The organism is Vibrio caribbeanicus ATCC BAA-2122 (genome assembly GCF_000165125.1).
Classification (GTDB): domain Bacteria; phylum Pseudomonadota; class Gammaproteobacteria; order Enterobacterales; family Vibrionaceae; genus Vibrio; species Vibrio caribbeanicus.
The window spans coordinates 73,856-99,167 of the sequence record NZ_AEIU01000091.1; the positions used below are offsets into that span (position 1 = coordinate 73,856).

18 protein-coding genes and 1 pseudogene are annotated in these 25,312 nt (G+C 40.2%); 10 read left to right on the plus strand and 9 right to left on the minus strand.

Features of this window, described 5'->3' with window-relative positions; genetic code table 11:
• The first annotated feature begins 130 nt into the window (after positions 1–130).
• Positions 131–706 carry a VOC family protein gene (locus tag RH40_RS15085; RefSeq protein ID WP_009602480.1) on the plus strand — a complete coding sequence of 192 codons (576 nt, stop codon included), beginning with the start codon at positions 131–133 and terminating at the stop codon, positions 704–706.
• Between the two features lie 235 nt (positions 707–941).
• Here the strand turns inward: RH40_RS15085 and RH40_RS15090 are convergent, their stop codons facing one another.
• From RH40_RS15090 to RH40_RS15110, 6 genes and pseudogenes are all read right to left on the minus strand, one after another.
• Positions 942–2,774, minus strand: a complete 1,833-nt coding sequence (locus RH40_RS15090; protein WP_009602481.1) for a leukocidin family pore-forming toxin — start codon at positions 2,772–2,774, stop codon at positions 942–944.
• Between the two features lie 263 nt (positions 2,775–3,037).
• The gene (locus RH40_RS15095; protein ID WP_422636331.1) at positions 3,038–5,077 is read right to left on the minus strand and encodes a hemolysin; all 2,040 of its coding nucleotides are present in this window, start codon (positions 5,075–5,077) and stop codon (positions 3,038–3,040) included.
• A gap of 505 nt (positions 5,078–5,582) precedes the next feature.
• Positions 5,583–5,936 (minus strand): annotated as a pseudogene (locus tag RH40_RS15100) (OmpA family protein); the annotation flags it as partial.
• A gap of 514 nt (positions 5,937–6,450) precedes the next feature.
• Complete coding sequence (locus RH40_RS20910) at positions 6,451–6,657, minus strand: hypothetical protein (protein ID WP_081455022.1); 207 nt, start codon at positions 6,655–6,657, stop codon at positions 6,451–6,453.
• Positions 6,658–6,968: 311 nt separating this feature from the next.
• Positions 6,969–7,418, minus strand: coding sequence for a MarR family winged helix-turn-helix transcriptional regulator (locus RH40_RS15105; RefSeq protein WP_009602484.1), 450 nt, complete (start codon positions 7,416–7,418; stop codon positions 6,969–6,971).
• 128 nt (positions 7,419–7,546) lie between these two features.
• Positions 7,547–7,969 (minus strand): organic hydroperoxide resistance protein, encoded by a 423-nt coding sequence (locus RH40_RS15110; protein ID WP_009602486.1) that lies wholly within the window; start codon positions 7,967–7,969, stop codon positions 7,547–7,549.
• Between the two features lie 406 nt (positions 7,970–8,375).
• On the opposite strand from RH40_RS15110, the gene RH40_RS15115 reads away from it, so the two are divergent.
• Both RH40_RS15115 and RH40_RS20995 read left to right on the plus strand, forming a co-directional pair.
• Positions 8,376–9,155: a substrate-binding periplasmic protein gene (locus RH40_RS15115; protein WP_009602488.1), complete on the plus strand. Its 780-nt coding sequence runs from the start codon at positions 8,376–8,378 to the stop codon at positions 9,153–9,155.
• Positions 9,156–9,482: 327 nt separating this feature from the next.
• Positions 9,483–10,061 (plus strand): acyloxyacyl hydrolase, encoded by a 579-nt coding sequence (locus RH40_RS20995; protein WP_009602489.1) that lies wholly within the window; start codon positions 9,483–9,485, stop codon positions 10,059–10,061.
• 225 nt (positions 10,062–10,286) lie between these two features.
• On the opposite strand, the gene RH40_RS15125 is transcribed toward RH40_RS20995, so the two are convergent.
• Positions 10,287–10,673: a hypothetical protein gene (locus RH40_RS15125; RefSeq protein ID WP_009602490.1), complete on the minus strand. Its 387-nt coding sequence runs from the start codon at positions 10,671–10,673 to the stop codon at positions 10,287–10,289.
• A 351-nt stretch (positions 10,674–11,024) separates the two neighbouring features.
• On the opposite strand from RH40_RS15125, the gene recC reads away from it, so the two are divergent.
• The 3 genes from recC (at position 11,025) to recD (ending at position 20,248) form a co-directional block, all read left to right on the plus strand.
• Positions 11,025–14,483, plus strand: coding sequence for an exodeoxyribonuclease V subunit gamma (gene recC / locus RH40_RS15135; protein WP_039954808.1), 3,459 nt, complete (start codon positions 11,025–11,027; stop codon positions 14,481–14,483).
• Between the two features lie 63 nt (positions 14,484–14,546).
• Positions 14,547–18,161, plus strand: a complete 3,615-nt coding sequence (recB, locus tag RH40_RS15140; RefSeq protein ID WP_009602493.1) for an exodeoxyribonuclease V subunit beta — start codon at positions 14,547–14,549, stop codon at positions 18,159–18,161.
• A gap of 2 nt (positions 18,162–18,163) precedes the next feature.
• Positions 18,164–20,248 (plus strand): exodeoxyribonuclease V subunit alpha, encoded by a 2,085-nt coding sequence (gene recD, locus RH40_RS15145; protein ID WP_009602494.1) that lies wholly within the window; start codon positions 18,164–18,166, stop codon positions 20,246–20,248.
• 18 nt (positions 20,249–20,266) lie between these two features.
• On the opposite strand, the gene RH40_RS20915 is transcribed toward recD, so the two are convergent.
• Complete coding sequence (locus RH40_RS20915) at positions 20,267–20,443, minus strand: hypothetical protein (protein ID WP_009602495.1); 177 nt, start codon at positions 20,441–20,443, stop codon at positions 20,267–20,269.
• Positions 20,444–20,825: 382 nt separating this feature from the next.
• Positions 20,826–22,163, minus strand: coding sequence for an amino-acid N-acetyltransferase (gene argA / locus RH40_RS15155; RefSeq protein ID WP_009602496.1), 1,338 nt, complete (start codon positions 22,161–22,163; stop codon positions 20,826–20,828).
• Between the two features lie 205 nt (positions 22,164–22,368).
• Here argA and RH40_RS15160 point away from each other — a divergent pair, with 205 nt between their 5' ends.
• From RH40_RS15160 to csdE, 4 genes are all read left to right on the plus strand, one after another.
• Complete coding sequence (locus RH40_RS15160; RefSeq protein WP_241209902.1) at positions 22,369–22,755, plus strand: DUF2850 domain-containing protein; 387 nt, start codon at positions 22,369–22,371, stop codon at positions 22,753–22,755.
• 90 nt (positions 22,756–22,845) lie between these two features.
• Entirely contained in the window at positions 22,846–23,952 is a 1,107-nt protein-coding gene (gene mltA, locus RH40_RS15165; RefSeq protein WP_009602498.1) for a murein transglycosylase A, read from the plus strand.
• Between the two features lie 67 nt (positions 23,953–24,019).
• Positions 24,020–24,829 (plus strand): tRNA cyclic N6-threonylcarbamoyladenosine(37) synthase TcdA, encoded by an 810-nt coding sequence (tcdA, locus tag RH40_RS15170; RefSeq protein ID WP_009602499.1) that lies wholly within the window; start codon positions 24,020–24,022, stop codon positions 24,827–24,829.
• 5 nt (positions 24,830–24,834) lie between these two features.
• Positions 24,835–25,263, plus strand: coding sequence for a cysteine desulfurase sulfur acceptor subunit CsdE (csdE, locus tag RH40_RS15175; protein WP_009602500.1), 429 nt, complete (start codon positions 24,835–24,837; stop codon positions 25,261–25,263).
• The last annotated feature ends 49 nt before the right edge of the window (positions 25,264–25,312 follow it).

Here is a 25,312-nt window from a genome sequence, read left to right on the forward strand (position 1 = left end):
CAATACATTGACAATTTATGTCAGTAGTATTTTATATTTCTACGTGCTATATTTAATACCTTAAACAAATATAGTTTTAATTTTAACACTAAAATCATAAATCTAATAAACGTTTAGGAATCCTTGTTACATGGCAATAATGAAGTTAGGTCATATAAATATCGTTGTTGATGATATTGAAGAGGCATCAAAATATTACTGTAATCTCTTAAAAGGTAAAGCAGTTCAAAGATTCAATAATTTTAAAAATGAAGGGTTTTCTAAATCTGCTGGCTTTATGGAAGATTATGATAAAGTTGATGTATCCATCGAATTTATTGAAATTGACCAAAGCGGTATCTTCATCGAACTCATGCAGTACCACTATCCAAATGAAAATATAAACCATATTAATAGAGATAAGAAAACTCATCAAATAGGTGGTATTGGCCATATTTGCCTTAAAGTAGAAGGTATTATGGATGAGTTTAAAAGGATAAAAAATACCGAAGAAGTAAGATTCATCAGTACACATGAAGATTACCAGCCATTTCAAATTTCCCCTATAAAAGCTGATGACTTTTATTTTGTAGATCAAGAACTCGAAATGAATAGTGAAGTTAAACAAGAGGTAGTTGATGTGGTCGGTGGTATACGCTACTTCTATTTTATCGATAAATACGGTATTCAGTGGGAGTTTGAGGAAGGCCACACTGATATTGGATAAACTCACTTCATAAAATAAACCGGCGACTCAGCCGGTTTTTTTTACGTTATAAAAAACCAACATCAAGGCCAAAAGAATAGCCACTTTGAAAAATAGTGAACCTCTGAAGTAGAAGTGCCCAGTATTGGATTTTTAACTTTCAGACTTGATATTCTGACGGTACGCAAAAGACACACAGAGGAACTTTTGGTGTGTCTTTTTTAAAGTCATAATTTAAAAAATAGCAACCAATATTTTAATAAAGGGGTGAGTGAGTAGTGAACAGGAGTTGGCTTCTTCTTTTTGAACTAACCTCTTGAGTTAGAAACAGACCAGTCGATCTTTTATCATGGGTTAAATAACGGTTTTGAAATAGGTTTTTCAATCGATGATTTTCCCACTCCCACTTTTGGCTCAATGCTTGACTACAAGGTTCCAGTGTAACCAGTCCTATAGATGCACCATCAAGGCATAAATGTTGATTGCTGGCAGAGATATATCGTTTAAAACCGTCATAGATAAATAATCTATCGAAATCATGAAGGTTGCATTCATTGACTGATAAGCGATTTTCTTTATCGCGACTTAAACAGCGATTGTTAAAAATACCCAATTGTAAACTGACAGGCCGTCTTCCTGTAAAAACAGGATGGCTCCAATCTATCCCTATGAGCTTGGCTACCGATACTGTTTTGGTTTGGGCGACAAAACCATTGTAACTGTAATACCAACCACCTTCCAAAAATCTACCGACATAGACGGGGGAGTATTCAACATTGGCGTCAACAAGTATATAGCTATAGTCTTGTTTATGAGTATCAACACCATAAGTAACACTCATTTGAGGAGTGAAGTTTTTGTAACCAACTTCCTTAACATTTTTGGGGTTGATAAATGTCTCAAGGTCGAGGCCGGGCAATATCGCGGATGTTCGCCTTTCAATAAGAGAATCGGCTGTGTCATATTGATCACGAATCCAAGATACAGAAAAAGTGGTAGGGTTTGGTGTGGATATATTTACCTTATAGTCAGTGGTATTATAACTAAACCACCGACCTTCAGTGTGAGTACCTGTAATAGAGAGTGCTTCTTTTGGGTTATTTAGATTACTAGAGACACCAATAGAGAAGTTACTGACTTCACGGTGTGAATAATTACTTTGAATATTCGTTGCTGGTCTTTTTTCTAAGATCTGTAAATCCGATTGTCCGATAATATTGATGGTGTAACTCTTGGCGATAGCACTGTAACCATGAATGTCTGACCATCCGTGAATCAAAGTGGTTGGATTGCTTGTGTCCATGATCTGGCTAAAGCTGTCGTTTAAATGAAAACCAGCTCCTAATTCTTCATAGAAGCTTATTCTTACCAATTTTTTGTCTGGTACATTCAGTTGATCCTTTTCATTCTTTAAGCTGCGTAAGAATTCGACCTGGAAAATAAGAGAAATATTGGCAGATCTGCTGCAGTAAAAAGACTGGGCGGGTTGCGTATCAAGCCAAGGGGTAACTCTTGGAAAAAGGCAATCACTTTCTGAAAATTGCTTATTTAGGCTGACGTAAAAGCTGAGTTTAGGTGGAGATATCTTTTGGACAGATCTTCTTTTTCTGCTCGAACTAGGCCTGCTGTTGTCTTCGTTTAATCTCTGTATTTGTGGATCTAGAGAGTCAGAGATAGGGGTAAAAAGCATAGAGCCTTGGTAATTTGTAATCGCTAAAAATGGTGTGACAATGGACATTCCGATTCGGCTCTGTATTTGCTTTTGGTAGCGCTCAATTTTGTCGTTATCTTCTAACTGTGAAAAGTCCAACAGATACTTTTTATTTTCATTGATCACATTGTCATTTACTGCGGGCAATGATTTTTCTAATGCATCATCACTGACTTCATTTAAGTTAATGTAATTTATATTGCTAGGACTGTAGACGCTTTGCATTATTAATAGTGCTGTATCTGATTGCATTGGGTGTGCAAAGACAGGGAAGTGATGAAAGACAGCTAAAAACACCAGAAAGAATGCCTTTTTTTCGACCTTATGTTTTATTTGCTCTAAGAAAGATAAAAAATGCCCCTGAATTTTAATTTTCAAGATGAAAGCCTTATTATTCGATTAAAAAGATAATTTTACAGATAAAAAGGGTAGTGTTTTTTTTATAAGCTTATGAAAATATTAAGTAATAAAGGGGTGGCTGTGTTCGAGATGAAGAGTTCAGGGCACTTCCTCAGTGTCGAGTGTTAAGAAAATCATGCCGCAGCAGAGCCGGTCTCTTTCCAAGTTTATTGATGATGAAGCAATTGATAGAGAATATCTGTAAAAGGCCTAGCAAAAACGCTAGGCCTTAGGTTATTGGCTTAGTTCAGTTTTAAGTTTCTGATTTCTAGACCATCGCTCTTCTTCTGATATCCATCGATATAAGGTGCGAGCTTATGCGTTCTATCAACAAAGCGAATGGCACGAAGAGAACAGCTTTCGTATCTTTCGTCATTAAATACTTGGTTGATTTTACGATTGGTAACCAGCAGGTTCTCTGGGTAGGTCGTTTCCAACGTTTCCCAGTTTTTCACTGTCTCGTGATCTTGTTTACAAGAGAGAAGAACCTTGATTAAACCTTGTTCTGCGTACTGCTTGAAGTTTTGATTGTTGTTAGTGAACTCTTCCAAAGATAATTTACGGTTGTGGATACTACATCCTGAGTACACACCGTTCTCAGCAAGTTTTAGTGTCGATATTCCACTCTTACCTACAGAGTAATATTGCTCTGTACTAAAGATATTTTCTGGAACATAACGCTCAGGCCTTGATGACACTCGTTCACCTGCCTTGTCTACAACGAAATTACCTAAATGGTTATCAATATTGAGATCACACGACTCAGGAACATAAGTAGGCTCACCAGTAGACGTCAAGCAAGCTTTTTGTAGCTCTGGGTTGTGAGGGTGGAACATTTTACAAGCGACTTCAAATGGGTTTGCCTTAGTTTCATCTGAAACTACTTTAGTCACCAAAATACCCATTGAGTCAGCATTACCCATATCTTGTAGGCTGATTTTGGTGAAGAAACGGTCAGCTTTAAAGGTAATTTTTGCTTTTGCGAAACCGTTGTGAAGATCCTGTGCTCTGATAGGTTCATTAATTGGCAAATACACAGTGTGACTATCGGTTTCAATCTCTGTGAGACCCTGAACGGAGGCGTCTTGGATATCAGAAGCGACTTTCACAAGTAGCTCACGAAACGCCTCATCAGGGTGCACATTACTATTGTGATTACGTTTTTGATAATCTAAATCTAGAGTATACGTTGCGCCAGGTACGGTCGGTAAATAGCTTTCAATAGTCACTGTCGATGCGTTGGTACTAAAATCAAGCGGGTAGCGTCGGTGATTTGCGTAGATTGAGGCACCGCGATAACAGTGATACGTATCCGTATCCAGCTCAGAAGTGTAGCCATGACCGAATTGATTACCGTAGGTTCTGTGGTGACCAATTTCTAGTTTTGCAGGACAATGGGCTCCAACTAAGTTTCTGATTTTGTCCACTCCTATGCTGGTTTTGAGCTCAACGAAGCTTTCATCACCCAAAAATGCGCGAAGTGTACGCTCTGTCCATTTAACTTGGAAGAGGATCTTTTTGCCATCGACAAAGGTTGTTTTGTCAGACTCAGTGACGGGTTGGTAGTTCTTCTTAAAAGTGAACAGTCCCCAAGAGCCTCTTGAAAAAAGATGAGCAAAACCGTTAAAGTCCTGAATCAACTGCTTATCTTTTTGAATAGTTGAACTATTAATGACACGCATCCAAAAAGGACGGGAAACATTGGCGTAGCCATGATGAGTGCGAACTCTGGTCAAATCTTCATTATTGGTGTCTGTAGTGACTGTTGCCCAAGAGCGATGATGTGACCACTTGTTTTTCAACTGAACTGCCAAGCCTTCTGGTGCGAGGACATCAACTGGATGACCCCACATATAAAATGGTAAAAACCATTTTCTATTTCTATGTTCTGGTTTTAGACAGAACTCAGCACCATTTAGACGGCTGATGACACACGCTTTATGAGGGGCATTTGTACTGATTACGCGCATTGAGCGCGGGTTAGAAAAGTCAAGATAATGTCCATTACGCGCACGGACACGCCTCAGTGCCTTGTTGTGAGTATGGCGGCTAAAAGTAGCTACACGATTGTATGACAGGTTATCCCAATCACTGAGTTGCACAGCTAATCCGTCGGGTGCAATGACATCGACTTCATGTCCATAGATATAAGATGGAAGTGAATATCCTGAGCTTTGTCCTGCCTCTAGGCAATATTTTGCGCCAGTATCACGACTGACGATACAGGCAGTTTCTGGATCATGGGTGGGGGACACTGCGTGTACAGGTAACTGTACTCCCATACCAAGTAGTAGGGTGGATAGAACCAATGAAGTTCTTTGCATCATTTTCTTTCCTCTATAAAGTTAATAATATTAAAAACACTTTTAATTTACTAACGACCTAATCAACTGAAACGATTTCTAACATTCATATACATTTGAAAATAAAATCTATATTTAGAATATTTACAGCAAGCAAAACTTAATTTCAGAAAAATAGATCCACCTCAACCCAAATTTAAATTTAATATTATAAATAATATAAATCCATCGAGCTGATAGATGGATTTTGAGCTTTTTGGAAATGTAAGGCTATGGATAGGCTGTACTAATTATGAGAATTGACTATAAATACACAAATAAATAAATGGTTTAATATACGGTATATTTTATTAATTAAGTTATTTTATAAAACACCAGAGATATTTAATCTTTTACTGTTCATTCTTAATTTTGATATGAGGGGTGAAGTGGGATACTTAATAAGTAACAAGCCAGTGAATGATACTGACTTGTTGAGTTAGGGTTAGTACTCGAACTCGGGAATCACGACTTCAACTCTGCGATTTTTCTCTCGTCCCTCATGAGTACAGTTATCAGCAACCGGGTTGTTTTCACCAAGCCCAGTGGCTGTAAGGCGTGCTTCTTCTATTCCTGCTGAAATTAGATAATCTTTCACAGCCTGGGCGCGCATTTCTGAAAGTTTAAGATTGTACGCAGCGGGCCCAGAACTGTCGGTATAACCGGTGATTGCAACTCGTGATGTTGGATATTCGTTTAGAAAATTTGCCAAATTATCTAATCGCTCAGCGACACTTTGGGTCAGCTTGCAACTATCAAATTCAAAGGTACCGCTTCCATATTCTTCTTTATGGGTCTGCATTTTTGATTTGGCTTCAGTCATTTATTGCTCCTATTTTTTACGAGTAAATAACGCTACCTAGAATGATCTCAGGAACCTCGTAGGCTGCAATAAAAACTACCAAAAAAACCACAGATTTTGATGTAATTTCTAAGTATTTTTCGACTTGACTCAAATTAAATCATCACATATTTAATGTTACATAAATATAATTTCAGATTAATAGTGTGGATATTTTACTCTGCTTTATTTTAGATTTGTTACTCTATTTTTCTATTTTAAAATAGCAAAGAAACTTGATATGACTAACATAATAACTAACTTAAATGGTTTTTTATTGTTGATATTCATAGTGATCTATCAAAAGTGGCCAAATTAACAGTGACACTAAACATATAAAAGACGGTTGGAACTTGAGGTGTTTTCTTAGAGAGTTTTTACTATAAAGATATTGATATGTTAAAAAGTGAATTTAGTCCAGATGAGATAAATCAATATTTAAATAATAGGAATTTTATTCGTACGATTTCGGCTATTGGTCGGTATAATATCCAGATGTTTTATACCCAAGTGACGTCAAAATGCAGGATTCAGAGCGATGCCACAGCGTTGAGTTCAAGGAAAATAACGCAGCGTAATAGTGGGCTCTTACCAAGTTGTTTGACGATGAAATCGGCGCTGTGGAACGCTCCCAAAGGGCGAGTTGTCTTGCTTTACATGCGTCGTTACCGATTTTCAATTTAGATGACTAGATCTTCAAATCGTTGCCTTGCCTGTAAAGCAAGCTATTCTCGCTGAACCTTGCATTTTGAGGTTACTTGGGTATATGTGGAATTACTGAAGCCCTCGTCAGCTACAAATATAACTCCACGGAATTGATTCACCATTACCAAGCTCGATCGCGCATTTAACCAAAAGGAAAGCATTTAAAGTTATTAAGTGGCGCTGGGGACAAACGATGAGTGGAAAAAGTCATAAAGTCAGTAATGGGAGAGTTAGATGCATAATGACCAATATGCATCATTTTTACAGTCTCTACTTTTGGGGAAGTTAATCAATTTTACTTCGTAGTTTGGCTCTTAATTGTTTGAGTTGAAGACTCAATGTATGAAGGTCTTGGTTATCTCCTGCAAAATTTTCACGCATACATTGATTGACTCTGAGCCCTTTTTGTTTGAGCATTTGGCCTTCTTTTGTGAGTGTTACTTGCATATAACGTTCATCTTCTTTACTACGAACTCTTTTGAGCAAACCATCTGCTTCCATTCTTTTGACTACGGGGGTCAAGGCTCCTGGTTTTTGAAAGAGTGCATCAGCTATTTCTTTAAGGCTAATTCCGTCGTTTTGCCACAAAACCAGCATAATTAAATACTGGGTATAAGTAAGGTTCAATTCTTCAAGATAGGGTTTATAAACTTGCGTCATGGCAAGTGACGTTGAATAGAGATCGAAACAAATTTGAGCTTCTAAAGCTAAAGGAGAAAGTTGGCGGTCTGTCATAACCCAGTTTACTCGTGGTACACAATCAAAACAAACTAAGTATACATGCAATAATCGTTATCACAATAATTGTGGTCTCTCTGCAAGTAAATAGCTGGGAAGCCCAGCTATTTTATGTGGTTTATCCATCAAACGATTTGAGTATTGACGACAACGTTGCCTCGCGTTGCGTTTGAATACGGGCAAACTTTATGCGCAGTTTCAATCAGTTGCTCTGTTATCTCTTTTCCGTGTCCCGGTAGGTTGACATGAAGATCTACGGTGATGGCAAAACCGATGCCTTTTGTGTTTTCTCCAATGCCAACATCGGCAGTGACTGAAAGTTCTTCTGATAGTTTGATGTTTTGTTGTGCGGCAACGAATTTTAGCGCACCAATAAAGCATGCTGAGTAGCCCGCAGCAAAGAGTTGCTCTGGATTAGTCCCTTCACCACCCAATCCACCAAGTTCCTTCGGGGTGCTTAAATTGATATCCAGCTTCTTGTCTGATGAAATGGAACGTCCCTCACGACCACCTGTTGACGTTGCACTTGCTTGATAGATAACTTTCATAATTCTTCTCCAATTGAAAACTTACATGTTAATAATTCTTAACTTCTAATGGCTGATTGCTCATTAACTAAAAATAAGTTATCGCAATAACAGTTATCGCGCAAGTTAATTTTCATTTAGAACATTAGAATGTTAATCATGAAAATAGATTTTGTTTTTAAGTAAATGATTATTATTGTTTTTTTTGGTGAGTGAAGGCTATGCTGATTCATCTTATTTTTGATTTTAGAGTCAGTCTTTAAGGGGGGGAGGGTGTATCATAAATGATAATTAAGTTATTTAACCTCTGAAATACTCGTTTTTGGTTCGCTGTACGGTATTATTTTAAAAAGCCCTACTGTATGTGTGTCCTTATGATCAAATATTCACTTCAACGTCAGTACCACATCAACAGCAAGAGCATTCTATGAAAAGGGTGTTACCTCTGTTCTTGTGTTTACTCCCTTTTCTGGTGTGCGGAGAAGTAAAGCTAGTTGTACTTGAATATCCTCCCTACGTCACTCTCAATGGTAAAAAAGAAGTGGGTGGCGTTGCTGTAAAAATAGTTGAAAAGATCTTCGAGAACCTAGGGAAGCCTATAAAGATTAGCGTATTACCTTGGGGTAGGGCCATCATTCAAGTTCGAAGCGGTAAAGCTGATGGTATTTTTACGGCTTTTAAAACCCCCGAGAGAGAGCAGTTCGTTAGATATATCGATGGTGTATTATTTGAACAAAACATTGTTGCAATTCGAAGTAGATTTTCAACAATGACTTGGCATGAAGATACATTCGAGCAATCACGTCTGTGTTTGATCAATAATGTGAGCTATGGTCGATATATCGATGATATGATCGAGAAACAACGCTTTAAAACGGTGATAAGAGTAAAGCTACCCGAACAATGTTTACAGCTACTACGTTACAAACGCGTCGATTTTTGGGTGAGTAATGAAGCAGGTGCACGATACCTTGCAGCGATTCACCAAGTGCATAAGCAGCTAATTTTTGAACAGCCGCCCATTGAGTCGACGCCTAGCTATATTGCCTTTTCGAAAAGAGGTACGGTGACCTTGGAAGATATCGCTCAATTTGACGAAGCTTTAAAAAACCTGAAAAGTTCAGGGGAGTATGGAAACATTATTAATCAATATTTTAGTGATATTACCAGCGGACGTCAGAAGCCATCTAGTGACAAACCCCATTAAACAATATCAACACTTTAGATATAGTAGTGCCCATCATTGATACCACAGTCATGGTTATTAACTCTCGCATTTACTAAGCAAAGTAATGTTGATGGTCCAAGGACTTTATTAGAGATCATCAGGTACTTTAACGAGTGTTGGCAGGTTTTTGGGTGGGCGTGCATCTATCAATTTGCTCGTTATTTTAATTACTTAAAAGTTATGCTTTGATTTTCTCTGACAAAAAAATGACAGTTTGCTTTCAAATACTCCATTGATATTAATATCAATGTTATTTATTGTTTTTGCTCATTTTAATATAATAATGTTTATAAAATTGAGCAAGCTATGAAAAAGGCAACATTTCAATCTTTTGGTTTAGCATCTCTGATGCTTTCTTCATTTTCAGTAATTGCCAGCGATAATGCACTCATTGGTGGTGATAACCAGCTTACAGTTAGTGCTGGTCAGAGTATACGTAGTGATTTTGACACAGAAAATCTTTATATGGGCTCTATAGTTTACAGCCAACCTTCAACATTTTTTAGGATTCCTGCAAAAATTAATTTAGAGGGAATATACATCAAGGGTAAAGATGCCTCTAGCGGTAAAAAAGTAGGCGATGATCTTTATCCTAGAGAACTTAAACTCTCTGACTATAACATGGGGATGATCGGTATTTCCCAAGATGTGCAATTGTTTAATCTAGGTGGCTTCTATTCTTCTGTGGGATTAGGTGCCTATTTGAAATCTGAAAGAACAGAGCGAATCAGTTCAAAATTTACGTTTGGAGAGAAGGTCACGTTAGGTTACCAATTTAGTAATGTGAACGTAGAGTTGTATGCACGCCACTTTTCAAATGGAACTTTAACGGATAAGAATGCTGGACAAAATTTCTATGGCCTCTCCTTGGGTTATAGCTACTAGTATGTAAAGCACACAATATCCAGAAAATCTCTGTGTTAGGAAAGGCGCTCAAAAGTCTAACGAGCGTCTTTAATTTATCTATACCCAAGTGACTTCAAAATGCAGGATTTAGAGCGATGCCACAGTGTTGAACGAAGGAAAATAACGCAGCGAAATAGTAGACCTTTTCCAAGTTGTTTGTATATCTGCTCCTTCCTACTATTCTACCTTTTAAAGGTAAGTAACTTACTCATATAATGAAGAAAAATCCGTTTCAAGGTTATAATCGGTAAGCTCTACACTCAATACTTGCAATCTCATAATTTCATCAGTGCTCAGTTCTGTCAGTGTAAAGCTGTTGTATTGAGAAAGAGTGGGCTCTGGTTCCTCTGTTGCTGCTGAAAGTAAATACTGCATCTCTTCTACTTTTGAGCATCTTGCAATACGCAGATTATTGATTAAAAGCACATATTTAAAATCTGACAATTGAATTTGATTTTTTCGAAGTGCTTTTTTGGCTTTTTGTTCTGAGACGCACTGCCTGAGCTTGTGATTGTATTTCTCTAGCAGTTCGTTTGCTGATGAGACAAATGAAATACAACAAAGGCAGAGAAGAAAACTTACGCATTTCATTTTATGTTTCTTTCTCCAAGCTTTTGTTATTAGATGTCTTTTCGAGGTATGGGTGCTCATAATATAAAAGTGAGGGTGTAGAGCTATCTTGCTTAAAAACACAATTCATATCAGGGAGCCATAATAACAAGATCTCTTTGCTATGTTGGTGTGAAAAATAAAATAAGTTATTTTCACTATAAAAAAGCACGAATTGATAATCTAAGTTTCTGACTATTAAGAGGTAAATATCACAAGATATCGCTTTTCTAAGCCAGCTCTTTATTGATTCATCCTCACAACATATAACTCCCCAATATCTCATGTCTATGCTAGTCTGAAGCAAGTTACGAAACGATGAGCGTAAAAACTTTGTTTACCGTCTATCACTCCAATCAAGTAGATGTTTTAAAGTCATTATTGGTGGAACTGATTCGCCTTGATCCTCTCGATAGCCCTTTTGATAAGGAACAGATATTAGTTCAAAGTCCGGGTATGTCGCAGTGGCTAAAAATGGCGCTCGCAGAAGAATTTGGCGTAATGGCAAATATAGAGTTCTCTTTACCAGCCAGCTTTATTTGGGAAAAGTTTACTCAGGTTTTGCAAGACATTCCTGCGCGCAGTGCCTTTAACAAAGAAGCGATGGCGTGGAAGCTGATGGATATACTTCCCAGTCAGTTGAGCTTAAATGAGTTTGCACCATTGAAGCAGTATCTGGCTGATGATGATGATCGTTCAAAGCTTTACCAATTGGCGTTTAAAATTGCCGATATTTTTGATAGTTATCTAGTTTATCGTCCTGAGTGGATTGCGACTTGGGAAGCAGGACAAGAGGTGATAGAAATTGGTGATGAGCATCCGTGGCAGCCTATATTATGGCGTACTTTGTACGACCACACTTTGGCTCTCGGACAGTCACCGTATCACAGGGCAAACTTGTATGAGCACTTTATCGATGTTCTTAGTAATCACAAAGGTAATATTGAAGCACTAAGCGGAACTAAGCGACTGTTCGTTTTCGGTATAACGGCATTACCTCCACGTTATATGGATGCATTGAAAGCTATTGGTGAGCATATGGATGTGCACTTAATGTTTACCAATCCTTGTCGGTATTACTGGGGAGAAGTCAGAGATAGAAAGTTTTTGGCGCGACTTGCCGCGAAAACCCGCCAACATTTGGTATGGCAAGGTGATCACTCAGAACAAGAAGGTTGTAGTCCCCAGTTAAAGGGATCATTAGAGGATAACCTTGATGATACGCTGCATACCCATGTTGTGGGTAACACACTCTTGGCCTCAATGGGTAAGCTTGGCCGTGATAATATGTATTTGCTTTCTCAACTTGAAAGTCATGAGATAGAGGCATTTGTTGATATAGACCGCGATTGTTTACTGCACCAACTGCAAGCTGATATTTTAAACTTGGAAGAGCATCAGGATGACCGTCTTTTTGCTAGTAGTAAACACAAACGAAGCATAGAAGAAGATGACATTTCATTGAGCATTAATGTCTGCCACAGTCCTATGCGAGAGGTTGAAGTTCTACATGATCAATTACTGAACATGTTTGATAAAAACCCCAATCTAAAACCACGTGACATCGTGGTAATGGTGTCTGATATTCAAGCTTATAGCCCAGCCATTCAGGCCGTATTTGGTAATGCGCCGGGTGAGCGGTATATTCCTTTTTCCATTTCAGACAGAAGTGCTGATCAAGAAAGCCCAATCCTCAAAGCTTTTTTACAACTGCTCAATCTGCCAAATACTCGCTGTTTGGCGTCAGAGCTACTTGAATTGCTCGAAACACCCGCGATACTAGCAAAATTTGAGCTCAATGAGGCAGATTTTAATCGCGCCAAACTCTGGGTTGAGGAAACGGGCATCCGCTGGGGGCTTGATGCAGAGACAGGACAAGAATTTGACCTGCCCGCACTTGAACAAAATACATGGCAATTTGGTATTCAGAGGATGCTGCTTGGCTATGCAATGCCTACCGAGATTGGTCTATTTAAGGTGGAGGGCACGGCATTATCACCGTATAGAGAAGTTGAGGGTATAGGAGCAGAATTAGCAGGAAAGCTTGCTCATTACATTGAAACTGTTAGCAAGTATCGACAAAGTTTGTGTGCAGACTATGAGATAGAGGTGTGGCGAGAAATTTTGTTGCAATTACTGGATGATTTCTTTTGTGTTGAGTTAGAAGGAGAAGGGGCGCTAAAGTCGATCCGGGATGCTCTACTTGACCTTAGACAACAAATCAGTGATGCCAGCTACACTCATCCTTTGAGCCTATCTATTATTGCTCAGCACTTACAAGATAAGCTCTCTGGAACACGTATAAGCCAACGATTTTTGGCGGGACAAGTAAACTTTTGTACTTTGATGCCAATGCGATCAATCCCTTTTGACGTTGTATGTTTGCTTGGGATGAATGATGGTATTTACCCCCGTTCGATACCCCCAGAGGGGTTTGACTTAATGAACAACCGAGCCAGACATGGTGATCGTTCACGACGTGATGATGACCGCTATCTTTTTCTTGAAGCAATCTTATCTGCACAAAAAACGCTGTACGTTAGTTATGTTGGTCACTCTATTCAAGACAACACGGAACGTATTCCCTCGGTGTTATTATCCGAACTTCTCGAATATTGTGGCCAAAATTATCGTTTTAGCTGTGATGGGGCTTTATCTTGCGATGAATCCGGAAAAAAATTACTCGATGCTATAACCCATCATCACTCTATGGTGCCTTATAGTGCTGAGGCATTTCTCGGCAGTACGCCAAGTTTCGCCCGTGAGTGGTTACCGGCCATTTATCGTCAGGGAATAGCTCGTGAGAGTTTTGATGATGAACTAACGGATTACTTACTTGATGCAACGGCGTTGCTCAATCTTGAGCTTGCTGAGTTACAGCGCTTTTGGCGTTTACCTGTCGAATACTTTTTTAATCGCCGTTTAAAAGTCGCATTCGAACCGCCACTTCCCGTTATGCAAGACGATGAACCATTTACTTTAAATGGTTTACAAAGTTATCAAATGCGAGGTGAACTGCTTGACAAGATGATTAAGCAGTCGGGGCAAGAAAGTGAGTGGCTGAGTGATTTTTTGGATCAGCAGCGTGCTCAAGGCAAACTTCCCATAGGGACATTTGGTGATATTGAGTTTGAGGTTAACCGGGTTCAGGTAGAGGCGTTGGCCGATAAAATCGGTTTTTTATGCAATAGTTCCTGCGAAGATCTCGAGGTTAAATTGAATTTTGAGGCCATAGGGAAAATAGGCAAGCAAGTGCAACTAGTAGGCTGGCTCACACAACATTATCAATCGGGCTTAGTGCGTTTTCGAAGCGGTAAAATTCGAGCTCAGGACTATTTATCAGTTTGGATTGATCATCTGGCAATGTCGGCAATGGGGGTGAGTAAACCCACACATATGCTGGGTTACGATCGTAAGGAAGGCTTGGTACACATTAAATACGATGAAATCAACGACTCGGTCTATGCCACGCGTCATTTGCATGAGTTGATTTCGCTTTTATATGAGGGGATGAACAAGCCTTTGTGCTACTTCCCTCGTACTGCTTTAGCTGCGATTGAAGCCAGCCTGAAGCGCGGTGAATGGGTTGAGGATAAAGAGCGCGCCACAAAAGAAATGGCTAAATCATTTAATGATAGCTACTTGACTTCAGGTGAAGGCAAAAACGCTTATATTCGACGTATTTGGCCAGATTGGAACGATCAATTAGCACACAACGCCTATCAATTAGCACTGAAAGTACTAGAACAGCCGAGACGAGTAGCCAAGCTTGTTGATGATGAGTCGAAGTGAATTATGGTTTCACTCACAACCGATAACAATGTTGAGCACCTATAAACAAAGAGCGATGATTGAATGACGAGCGCAGAGCATAATGTAACCCCTCTTGATACTTTGACGTTTCCTTTGCATGGTTCAAGGCTAATCGAGGCTTCTGCTGGAACGGGTAAGACTTTTACTATTGCGGGCTTGTACTTGAGGTTACTGCTCGGGCATGGGAGCAGCAGCACACGTCATGCCTCTCCATTGACCGTTGATCAAATACTCGTGGTTACTTTTACTGAGGCCGCTACCGCTGAGCTCAAAGATCGTATTCGTAGTCGTATCCACTCTGCGCGTCTGGCTTTTTCTCGAGGCGAAAGTGATGACCCTGTAATAGCTCCCTTACTTACTGATATTCAAGATCATCAGGCCGCTTCAGAAATATTACTGCAGGCTGAACGCCAAATAGATGAAGCGGCTATTTTTACTATTCACGGTTTTTGTCAAAGAGTACTTAAACAAAATGCGTTTGAGTCAGGAAGCCGTTTTCAAAACGAATTTATTACCGACGAGACTCGGATTAAAGCGCAAGTTGTTGCTGATTATTGGCGCCAGCATTTCTACTGCCTTCCGATTGCAATCGCTGCTGAGATTCGTCGTATTTGGGGGGCTCCAAACGAGCTTTTGTCTGACATTGGTCGTTACCTAACTGGCTATCCGGTTTCGCTGTCTCATCAAGCCAGTGAGCAAAGTTTACTAGAACTTCATCAGAACAACTTAGCACGTATCGATGAGCTGAAAGCTGCATGGAGATTAGCAGAAGCGGACTTTTTAAAACTCATTAGTGAATCCGATGTTAACAAGCGAAGTTACAGTAAGAAATCTTTACCAATTTGGCTCGAGGGCATTACAGCTTGGGCTACCAGCGAAACAGGTAATTATGATTATCCAGAAAAGCTAGAGAAATTTTCTCAGAAGACGTTGAACGAAAAAACGTCTAAAGGCACTGCTCCCGTCCACCCTGTGTTTAATCAGATTGACGACTTTCTGGCTAATCCAATTGGTTTTAAAGCCCCCATCATCGCACATGCCATTCAGTATTGTCGCACTCGGTTAGCGGAACTTAAGCTACAAAGGCAATGGTTATCGTTTGATGATTTGCTGAGTAATTTGTCTATTGCGCTTGATAACGATGAATCTCAACAACTAGTTAAGAAAATTCGTGAGTTATACCCTGTCGCCATGATTGATGAGTTTCAAGATACCGATCCATTACAGTACAGTATTTTTAGTCGAATCTATCATCAGCAAGACACACTGGGCCTGTTTATGATTGGAGACCCTAAGCAGGCTATCTATGCCTTTCGTGGCGCGGATATTTTTACCTATATCAAAGCCCGTCATCAAGTCAATTCTCATTTTACGTTGGGAACCAACTGGCGCTCAAGTGCCGAAATGGTCCAAGCAGTCAATCAGATATTTTCAGGTAGCTCTAGCCCATTTATCTATGACCAAGATATTCCATTTTTACCAGTACAACCTCGACCTGGAGCTGATACATCATTTTGGATGATCGATGGGGAAAAGCAGCCTGCGTTAACGTTTTGGTTGAATGGTGATAATGAGACGCCAATATCTAAAGGTGAGTATATTGAAAGCATGGCAATCGCCAGTGCTAATCATATTCAAACTATTTTAATGGGGTCTCAGCGTGCTCAAGCACACTTCCATAATGGAGACCAAAAAAAGGCAATCAAAGCGAGTGATATTGCTGTATTAGTGCGCACGGGTAGTGAAGCTCAGAAGATAAAAGCGGCACTCAGTGAGCGTGGTATTGCTAGCGTGTATTTGTCTAATCGAGAGAGTGTCTTTTCATCTCAAGTGGCAAAGGATATTCAGCGTCTATTGCAGGGGGTACTGACCAGTGATAATGAGCGAGCGTTACGAGCATGCTTAGCTTCTGAGTTATTTGCTTTGAGCGCATCTGAACTTGATAGCCTCAATAATGATGAAAGTATATGGGATGGAATCATTCACGAGTTTAAAGGCTATCGTCAGGTCTGGTCACGGCGCGGAGTACTTCCCATGCTACGTAACATCATTAGTAAAAGGCACATTGCAGAGAGATTACTTGAAGAGCAGAACGGTGAACGGGTATTGACGGACTTAATGCACATTGGAGAATTGTTGCAGCAAGCTAGCCAAGATCTCGAGAGTGATTATGGGCTTCTTCGTTGGTTGTCTCAGGCTATTGACGATGCGCAAAATGGCCATGGAGGCGGAGATGATCAAATACAGAGGCTAGAATCAGAGCGAAATCTAGTACAAATTGTCACAATTCATAAATCAAAAGGCTTAGAGTATGAATTGGTATTTTTGCCCTTTGTTTTTGCTCATCGGGCTGCGGTAGAAGCGAAATACTATAGTCCAGAGCATGATAGGCATATTCTCGATATTTCTGCACATGATGCTTCCTTACAGCAAGCGGATAAAGAGCGTCTTGCTGAAGATTTGCGCCTGCTATATGTGGCTCTCACGCGCTCAGTATACGGTACTTTTGTTGGGGCAGCACCATTGAAAAATGGCCATTCAAATAAGGAACCCACGGGTATTCATCTGGGAGCTATGGGCTATTTGCTTCAAGATGGCAAAGAGGGAAGTGTGGCTGATTTAGTTGAGGCTTTACGACGCCATGAGCAATCTTTTATTGCTCTGTCTGATTTGCCTCTTGATCACGAGACACCTTATATTGCTAATGATCAAGAGATACAAAACCTGTCGTCGGGCTCTCTTTCTCATGAGATTGACCGCCATTGGCGAATAAGCAGCTACTCTGGTTTGGTGAAACAAGGGGGGCACACTTTTGATGATAATTTGGGTACGTTGCAATACCTTGATGTTGACTCCTTTGGTGATGAAATGCAGCCAGAGAACATTGAGTTGGAACGGAGTATTTTTTCGTTTCCCAAAGGGGCTAGACCGGGGACATTTTTGCATACCTTATTTGAAGAGATTGAGTTTACTCTGCCCGCGAAATCAGAGCAAAATACCAATATAATTATTAATTTACTAGAAAGTGAACAGATGGAAGTTGAATGGCTGCCCATCTTGCAGAATCTGGTTGATACCGTTCTATCAACCCCGTTAGATGGTAAAAATTTGCGGCTCAATCAAATACCAGTGCCACAACGTTTAGTCGAAATGGAGTTCTTATTACCTATTAAGGTATTGACTGCCCCTAGCTTGAATAGAATTGTCCATCGTCATGATATGCTATCGGCCAAAGCGGGTGAGCTCGGGTTTCAAAATGCCAAAGGTATGCTCAAAGGCTTTATCGATTTGGTTTTTGAGTACCAAGGAAAATATTATGTGCTTGACTGGAAATCGAATTATTTAGGCGATCATGTTGATCATTATCAGACATCGTCCATCCATAGCGCAATGGCTGACCACAGATACGATTTTCAATACCAAATCTATGCATTGGCTTTGCATCGCTTTTTGGCGACTCGTATTGCGAATTATGATTATCAGCAGCACTTTGGTGGTGTTTTTTATCTCTTTCTTCGTGGCATGGATGGCAGTAGCGAGCGTGGGATATTCTCGACGAAACCAAATGCTGAACTTTTGAATGAGCTGGATGCCTTGATAGACGGCCGTGAAATCATACAAAGACAAAACAATTTAGGTCAAACGGAGTTATTTTAGCCATGATTGAGCTGATGTTTATTGTGAAAGAGATGGTTGAGCGTGGCGGCTTACGCCAATTAGATTATCAGTTTGCCCGTTTTATCGCTGATCACTCCGATAATGAGTCGTTGGCTTTTTTGGCTGCGCTTGTCAGTGCGGAGCTGGGTAGAGGACACATTTGCCTTACTCTGTATGAACAAGAAGGTCATCTCACTGATTTGGCGAGTAAGCTTGGTTTTTTTGGCCAAGAAGCCGATGAATTGAACAAGCAGCTATTTGCTATTGATTGGTCACAAATACTCAATCAAGCACCACTCGTGGGTAACAATGGAGAGTCTTGTCCACTTACGTTTGATGGTGAAAGATTGTATCTTCATCGCTATTGGCATTATGAAACAATGCTTGCTGCGCATATTGAGAGTCTCGCACAGCCAATTAATCTTAATTCAAGTGAAATGCAGCTTCTCCGCCAGACACTTGATCATTTATTTGCGCGTAATTATCGTTATTTGTTTGATGCTCTTAATCAAGGTAATGGCCTATCATTGCCATATCGAAAACGCTTGGTATGTGATTATCTTGATGTGATTAAGAGTGAGGCTATGGACTGGGCAAGCATAGATCAAACGCTCGTCAATGCAAAAACGATTGCAGATTTAGCACCTCTTGACCGTTTAATACCGATTGATGCTTGCCTTAATTGGCAAAAAGTTGCAGCTGCAGTGGCTTTGACGAAACGCTTTGTGGTTATATCCGGAGGGCCAGGAACGGGCAAAACAACCACAGTAACAAAACTGCTTGCGGTGCTATTAGAACAAGCTCAAAGCCGTGGTGAAAATACCACCATCGAGCTTGTTGCACCAACAGGTAAAGCGGCCGCTCGTCTAACGGAATCAATAGGTAAAGCGGTATCTAGTTTGCCTGTCTCTGATCGTATAAAAGCACAAATTCCTACCAATGCGAGTACCATTCATCGTTTGTTAGGAGCAATAACGGGCAGTGTTGAATTTCGTTATAACCGCGATAATCAGTTGCATTTGGATATTTTAGTGGTTGATGAGGCGTCAATGATTGATTTGTCAATGATGTATAAGCTCACCGAGGCCTTGCCCAAATCTGCGCGCTTAATTCTACTTGGAGATAAAGATCAACTTGCGTCGGTAGAGGCAGGAGCGGTATTGGGTGATATTTGTTCATTCAGTCACTATGGTTTCAGTCGTAATCAGGCTACTCAGTTATCGAGACTTACTGGTTTTGCTGAGTTAGAAACAAGTTCGACTGTGCCGAGTATTTCTGACAGTCTTTGCATGCTGAAGAAAAGCTACCGATTTGATGCTCGTTCAGGTATTGGTCAACTTGCACAAGCCATTAATCATGGTTCGAACAAGAAGGTGGCTGAGGTGTGGCGAACAGGTTTTACTGATATTGCTAAATTTCCCATTGATTCAACCCATTACCAAAATTTAATTCAGACACTGGTTGAAGAGTACCGTCACTTCTTAACTCGTATTCATCAGCGACAATCAGATTCAGTTAGTAATATAGAGCAGTTAGAACACACCGCTAAAGCGGCACTGGCGCTCTTTTCGTCTAGCAGACTTTTGTGTGCACTTAGGGAAGGAGACTTTGGGGTTAGTGGTCTTAATCAACGGATTGAAAAAGCGCTAAGTGCTCGTAAGTTGATCCAATTAAATGATGAGCTTTGGTACTCGGGGAGACCCATACTTATTACTCAAAACGATTACGCATTAGGTTTATATAATGGAGATATTGGCTTGTGCCTTTTCGATGATGAAAAAGCAAAAGTCTTTTTCGAGCAACCTGATGGTAGCATAAAGTCTGTTTTAGCCAGTCGAATTCCTGAGCATGAAACGGCGTATGCCATGACCATTCACAAATCTCAAGGTAGTGAATTCTCTCATGCTTTAATGGTACTTCCACCGGAATTTAGCCCTATTCTGACTAGAGAACTTGTATACACAGGCATTACACGTGCGAAAAACCGTTTGAGTCTTTATAGTGATGAGAGGATATTTGAGCGAGCACTGAAGGTACGGACAACAAGAGCGAGTGGGTTGGTTAAACGACTTAGAGAGGGTAGTTGACCTTCCGTGGTAACTTCATTAAACAGCGTTAGAGAAAGAAATGCTGCGAATACGGTATTTTGTCTTATAGTTCAAGATGAAGGCTTTCAGGCCTTCGCTTACAGGGAAGACACAGTGAACATCAAGGTTTTCAAGAAGCTCATTATCAGCCATGTCCCAAAAGCTTTGAACAGAATTACAAATAATTTTTTTCATCGATAGTTTGCTCTTAGTGACGTAATTAGTAACTTCAAGCAATCCTTGCGACCTAAATAACAATAGAGTTAAATAGGGAACTCCATAAAATTATCTCTATTATGAGAATAGGCGGCATTTTAACCAGATTTGTAACAAAAAGTAAAGTTAATATGCCTTTATATGCACTTTGTATCTATCAATCAGTTACAGAAATTTTATCAGATATTTTAACAGTTGTAGTCCGAAATTTAATCATGAAATTAGACTAATTATCTGATAAAAAAGCCGTTGTTATTAACTGTAAACTTATTTTTCCATGATTGTGCTGTTTGTTCCGGCAAACAGAATGAAGCGGCAAATTCGATGAATATAGCCAGTGTCAACTAACCCACCTCTGGTATTAAAGACAGAGCATTAACGCTTTCGATTTTCTTTGGTAATTGTATAAATTTTGTTTTTGTAGAGGTAGGGAATCGACACCGACTTCCTCAAATCCTTGTTCTCTAAACCAGTGAAGGCTTTGTGTTGTCATAGCAAATAATCCCTGAATCCCCAGAGATTTTGCCTGTGATTTGAGATGTTTTAGAAGCAGTAAGCCGCGGTTGCCATCGCGATACTCTGGATGAATAGCGACACAGGCCATCTCCGCCATGCTTTCAGAGAGGTAAGGGTAGAGAGCTGCACATCCTATGATTAATCCATCCTTTTCTATGATGGTAAATTGATGTAACTCCTGTTCCAGCTGCTCTCGTGAACGCCTTACAAGAATACCTGCTTGCTCTAAAGGCTGAATCAAATCTAAAATTCCGCCAATATCATCAATACAAGCCACTCTCACTTGTTCAGCACTGGCTTGGACGATTTGTGTGCCGATGCCATCGAGAGAGAAAAGCTCCTGAACGAGAGCGCCGTCGACTTTATAACTAACTAAGTGGCTTCGAGACACCCCTGAACGACAGGCGTTGATGGCTGCTCTAAGAAATCTATGGGTACCTGACTCCTCGTTTGGGTTTTGGTTTGACTCTAAATTCATTTCAGCAAGAATTTGCTCTGCTTGCTGAGGGAATAATTCAGCCAATACATTACCGTTTTGATCAATGACGCCTTGTTCAGAGCAAAAGCCAATTAATTTATCGGCATTTAATTTTATCGATACTTGGGTCGCCACTTCTTCAGACAGAAGGTTAAAAGGTTCACCCGTTACTGAACCTGCTATTGGGCCGAGCAAAACAATAGAGCCTTGATCTAAGCTTTGCTTTATACCTTCTGTGTCAATACGGCGTATTTTACCGCTGTGACAATAATCGATACCATCGTCGATACCTTGAGGTTGAGCTGTGATGAAATTGCCACTGACCACTCTTAAATTGGTACCGGCCATTGGAGTATTGCTCATGTTCATTGACAGTTGTGCCGTTATACGAAGTTGCAATTGTCCAGCTGCTTGCATGACGTAACCAAGCGCTTGTTCATCAGTGATCCGAACGTGTTTATGGTAAGGCGTAATACACTGATTTTTTCCGAGTATGTTATTAATTTGTGGGCGTGCACCGTAAATCAAAACTAGCTTAATACCAAGGTTATGCAGCAAAGCAAGATCACTAATGATATGAGGAAAGTTTTCATCGGCTACCGCTTCTCCTCCTAACATAACAACCATAATCTTATTTCTATGCGTGTTGACATACGGAGCTGACTGTCGGAAACCTTTAACTAGAGCTGTACTTCTGATTTTCATAAAATGCCGATTTGGTTTTTAATGTCCCAATATTGCATTTTTATTCATTTTTTAGGCAAGAGTTTTAATGTGGGTTATTACAAAAATTATAATGACTCTAATTCAAACAAAGTGTTCTTTTGGGTTCTCGGAGCGGTAAATTAGCGTGAATGGGGTTTATGAATAACAATTAATGATATTCTTGTTTTTTTGGGTGGGTGTAGTTGTGAGCAAAAAAAGCAATAGCGGTAAGATTTTTGAGAACACGGCTCTTATGTGTGCGATTGTCGTTACATTAATATTCCTCAGTATGAGTGGAAAACTGTACGATTTTTACATGGAGAAAGCCTACCCTAAATCTGAGATTTATGGAGCTTGGGTTGAACAGGATGTAGCATCTTATGCCGCTGACATTTTTATGCTCAATAAATCAGGGGTAATTATCAAGGGTAAGATAGTTACCACCAAATATGATTGGGATGGCGCCAGCTTAAAATATCACCTCGGTGATAAAGTAAGGCGTTTTAAAGTCAAAAAAAATGAACCTGATTTCATGGAAATACAGTTAATTTCTGAGCCCCATTACAAACCTATCTTTCGTTTGGCGAAATAACATAAAGTTAGCAAACGAGTACCTGTGTAATATTGATTATCAATACTAAGTTTGTCATTCTCTTTAATCCACTACAAAGAGACCAACTCAGTGTTAAAAAAAATATCACCACTTATCTTCAGCGCTCTATTATTCGGATGTGCGAATCCGTCTGATCGGGCTCAACAATACCTTGCCAGTAAAGCATTTAGTTCGACTTTGAATAAAACTAGCGTTATTCATTCTGAACAGCCACGTGATTACTCTAAGTTTGAACAGCAGGCTGAACAAGTGACCAACCGTTCGCCTAACATGGCTAAAATTTACGCCCCTCTGTACAACAAACTCAACGAGTGGGTACTGCAGAGCGGTGATCCTTCTACTTTAGATCAGTACGGAATCCAGTTTGCCCAACTTGGTGGCGGTGATAGCCAAGGCAATGTTCTGTTTACTGGTTACTTTTCACCAGTGATGGAGTTAAGGCACAATGCTACCGATGTGTTTAAGTACCCTGTTTACGCGATGCCCGATTGCGAAAGCGAGTGTCCCACTCGTGCACAAATTTATGATGGGGCGCTTGATGGCCTTGGTTTAGAGCTTGGTTATGCTGCTAACCGAATCGACCCATTTTTAATGGAAGTACAAGGTAGTGGATTTGTACATTTCGAAGATGACGATACCCTAGAATATTTTGCTTATGGCGGTAAAAATAACAAAGCTTATATTAGTATTGGTAAAGTTCTCATCGAACGAGGTTTAGTCCCGAGAGAAAAAATGTCTATGAAGGCAATAAAGCAATGGGTGACCGAAAATGATGAGCAAACAGTGCGTGAGCTCTTAGAGCAAAATCCATCATTCGTCTTTTTTGAGCCCAGAGCAAATGCTCCAGTCACGGGCTCGGCTGGAATTCCACTTCTTCCTATGGCATCGGTGGCTGGTGATAAGTCTATTTTTCCCATGGGGACCCCAATACTCGCTGAAGTACCTTTACTCAAACCTGATGGAACTTGGAGTGGTGCGCATCAGTTGAGATTATTGATTGTGCTTGATACAGGAGGGGCGGTAAAGCAGAACCATTTAGATTTATACCATGGTATGGGACCACGAGCTGGAACAGAAGCTGGGCACTATAAGCATTTTGGTCGAGTGTGGAAATTGGGTTTAAAAGGTACAGCAACACAGGCTCCTTGGGCCACTCCACCAGAGAAACTCGAATGACCTAGACTTTTTAATCAAGAGTGCGTATAAAACGCACTCTTTACTTTTCTATCCAGCGGTATTCAATATGCGTGACATCGATACTCCAGCTTCTGACTCTTATAATCAACGTTTTGGCGGAACGCGTCGTTTGTATGGTCATAGTGAAGTGGACATATTGCGAGCAGCTCACGTTTGCGTTATCGGGATTGGTGGTGTTGGCTCTTGGGCAGCCGAAGCATTGGCAAGAACGGGGATTGGAGAATTGACATTGATAGATATGGACGATGTGTGCGTCACTAATATCAATCGTCAAATTCATGCCATGAGTGGAACGATCGGTCAAAGCAAAATTGAAGTTATGGCTGAAAGAATTAAGCGGATAAACCCCGAGTGTAAGGTTAATCTCATTGATGACTTTATTTCACCGGAAAACCAGAGCGAGTATCTTTCTCGCGGTTATGATTATGTCCTTGATGCGATTGACAGCGTTAAAGCCAAAGCATCGCTTTTGGCATACTGTCGTAGCAATAAAATCAAAGTGATTACTGTTGGTGGCGCTGGTGGGCAGCAGGACCCCACTCAAATAAAAGTCGCGGATTTGACCAAAACAATCCAAGATCCCCTCGCCAAGAAGATTAAAGATACGCTGCGCTATCGCCATAACTTCCCAACTAATCCTGGACGTAAATTTGGTATTGAATGTGTCTTTTCGACTGAGCAATTAAAATATCCTCAATCTGATGGGAGTGTCTGTAGTACCAAAGCAACTGCTGAGGGCCCAAAACGAATGGATTGTGCCAGCGGTTTTGGTGCTGCTGCAGTAGTCACCGCCACATTCGGCTTTGTTGCGGTTGCACGCATTGTTGAAAAAATCATTCAGAAACATCGGGGATAATATCCATGATTTATATTCCACCAACGCCATTTGGTACGCAGATTTCGGTGCAAGACATTGTTTCTACGATGCAAAACTTTCACGGATGGGAAGATCGCTATCGTCAGGTTATTCAATGGGGGAAAAAGCTACCGATTATGCCTGAAGAATTGAAATCGGAGCGTGTGCTTGTTTCTGGATGTGAGAGTATGGTTTGGCTGGTTGGTCAATGCCAAGAGGGCAAGTGGTATTTTTTTGCGGACTCTGATGCGCGAATCGTTCGTGGTTTAATTGCTTTGGTGTTAGCAGCTTTCAATGGTAAATCTACACATGATATCAGAGCCTTCGATGTTGAGACTTACTTTGAAAACATTGGTCTATTGGCACACCTAAGTCCATCGCGGGGTAATGGCTTAAGAGCAATTGTCGACCAAATTAAACAAATCATAAGCTAGAAAATGTCAGCATTTAAAACTGAGTATGAATTGAGCGAATATTTGGTTA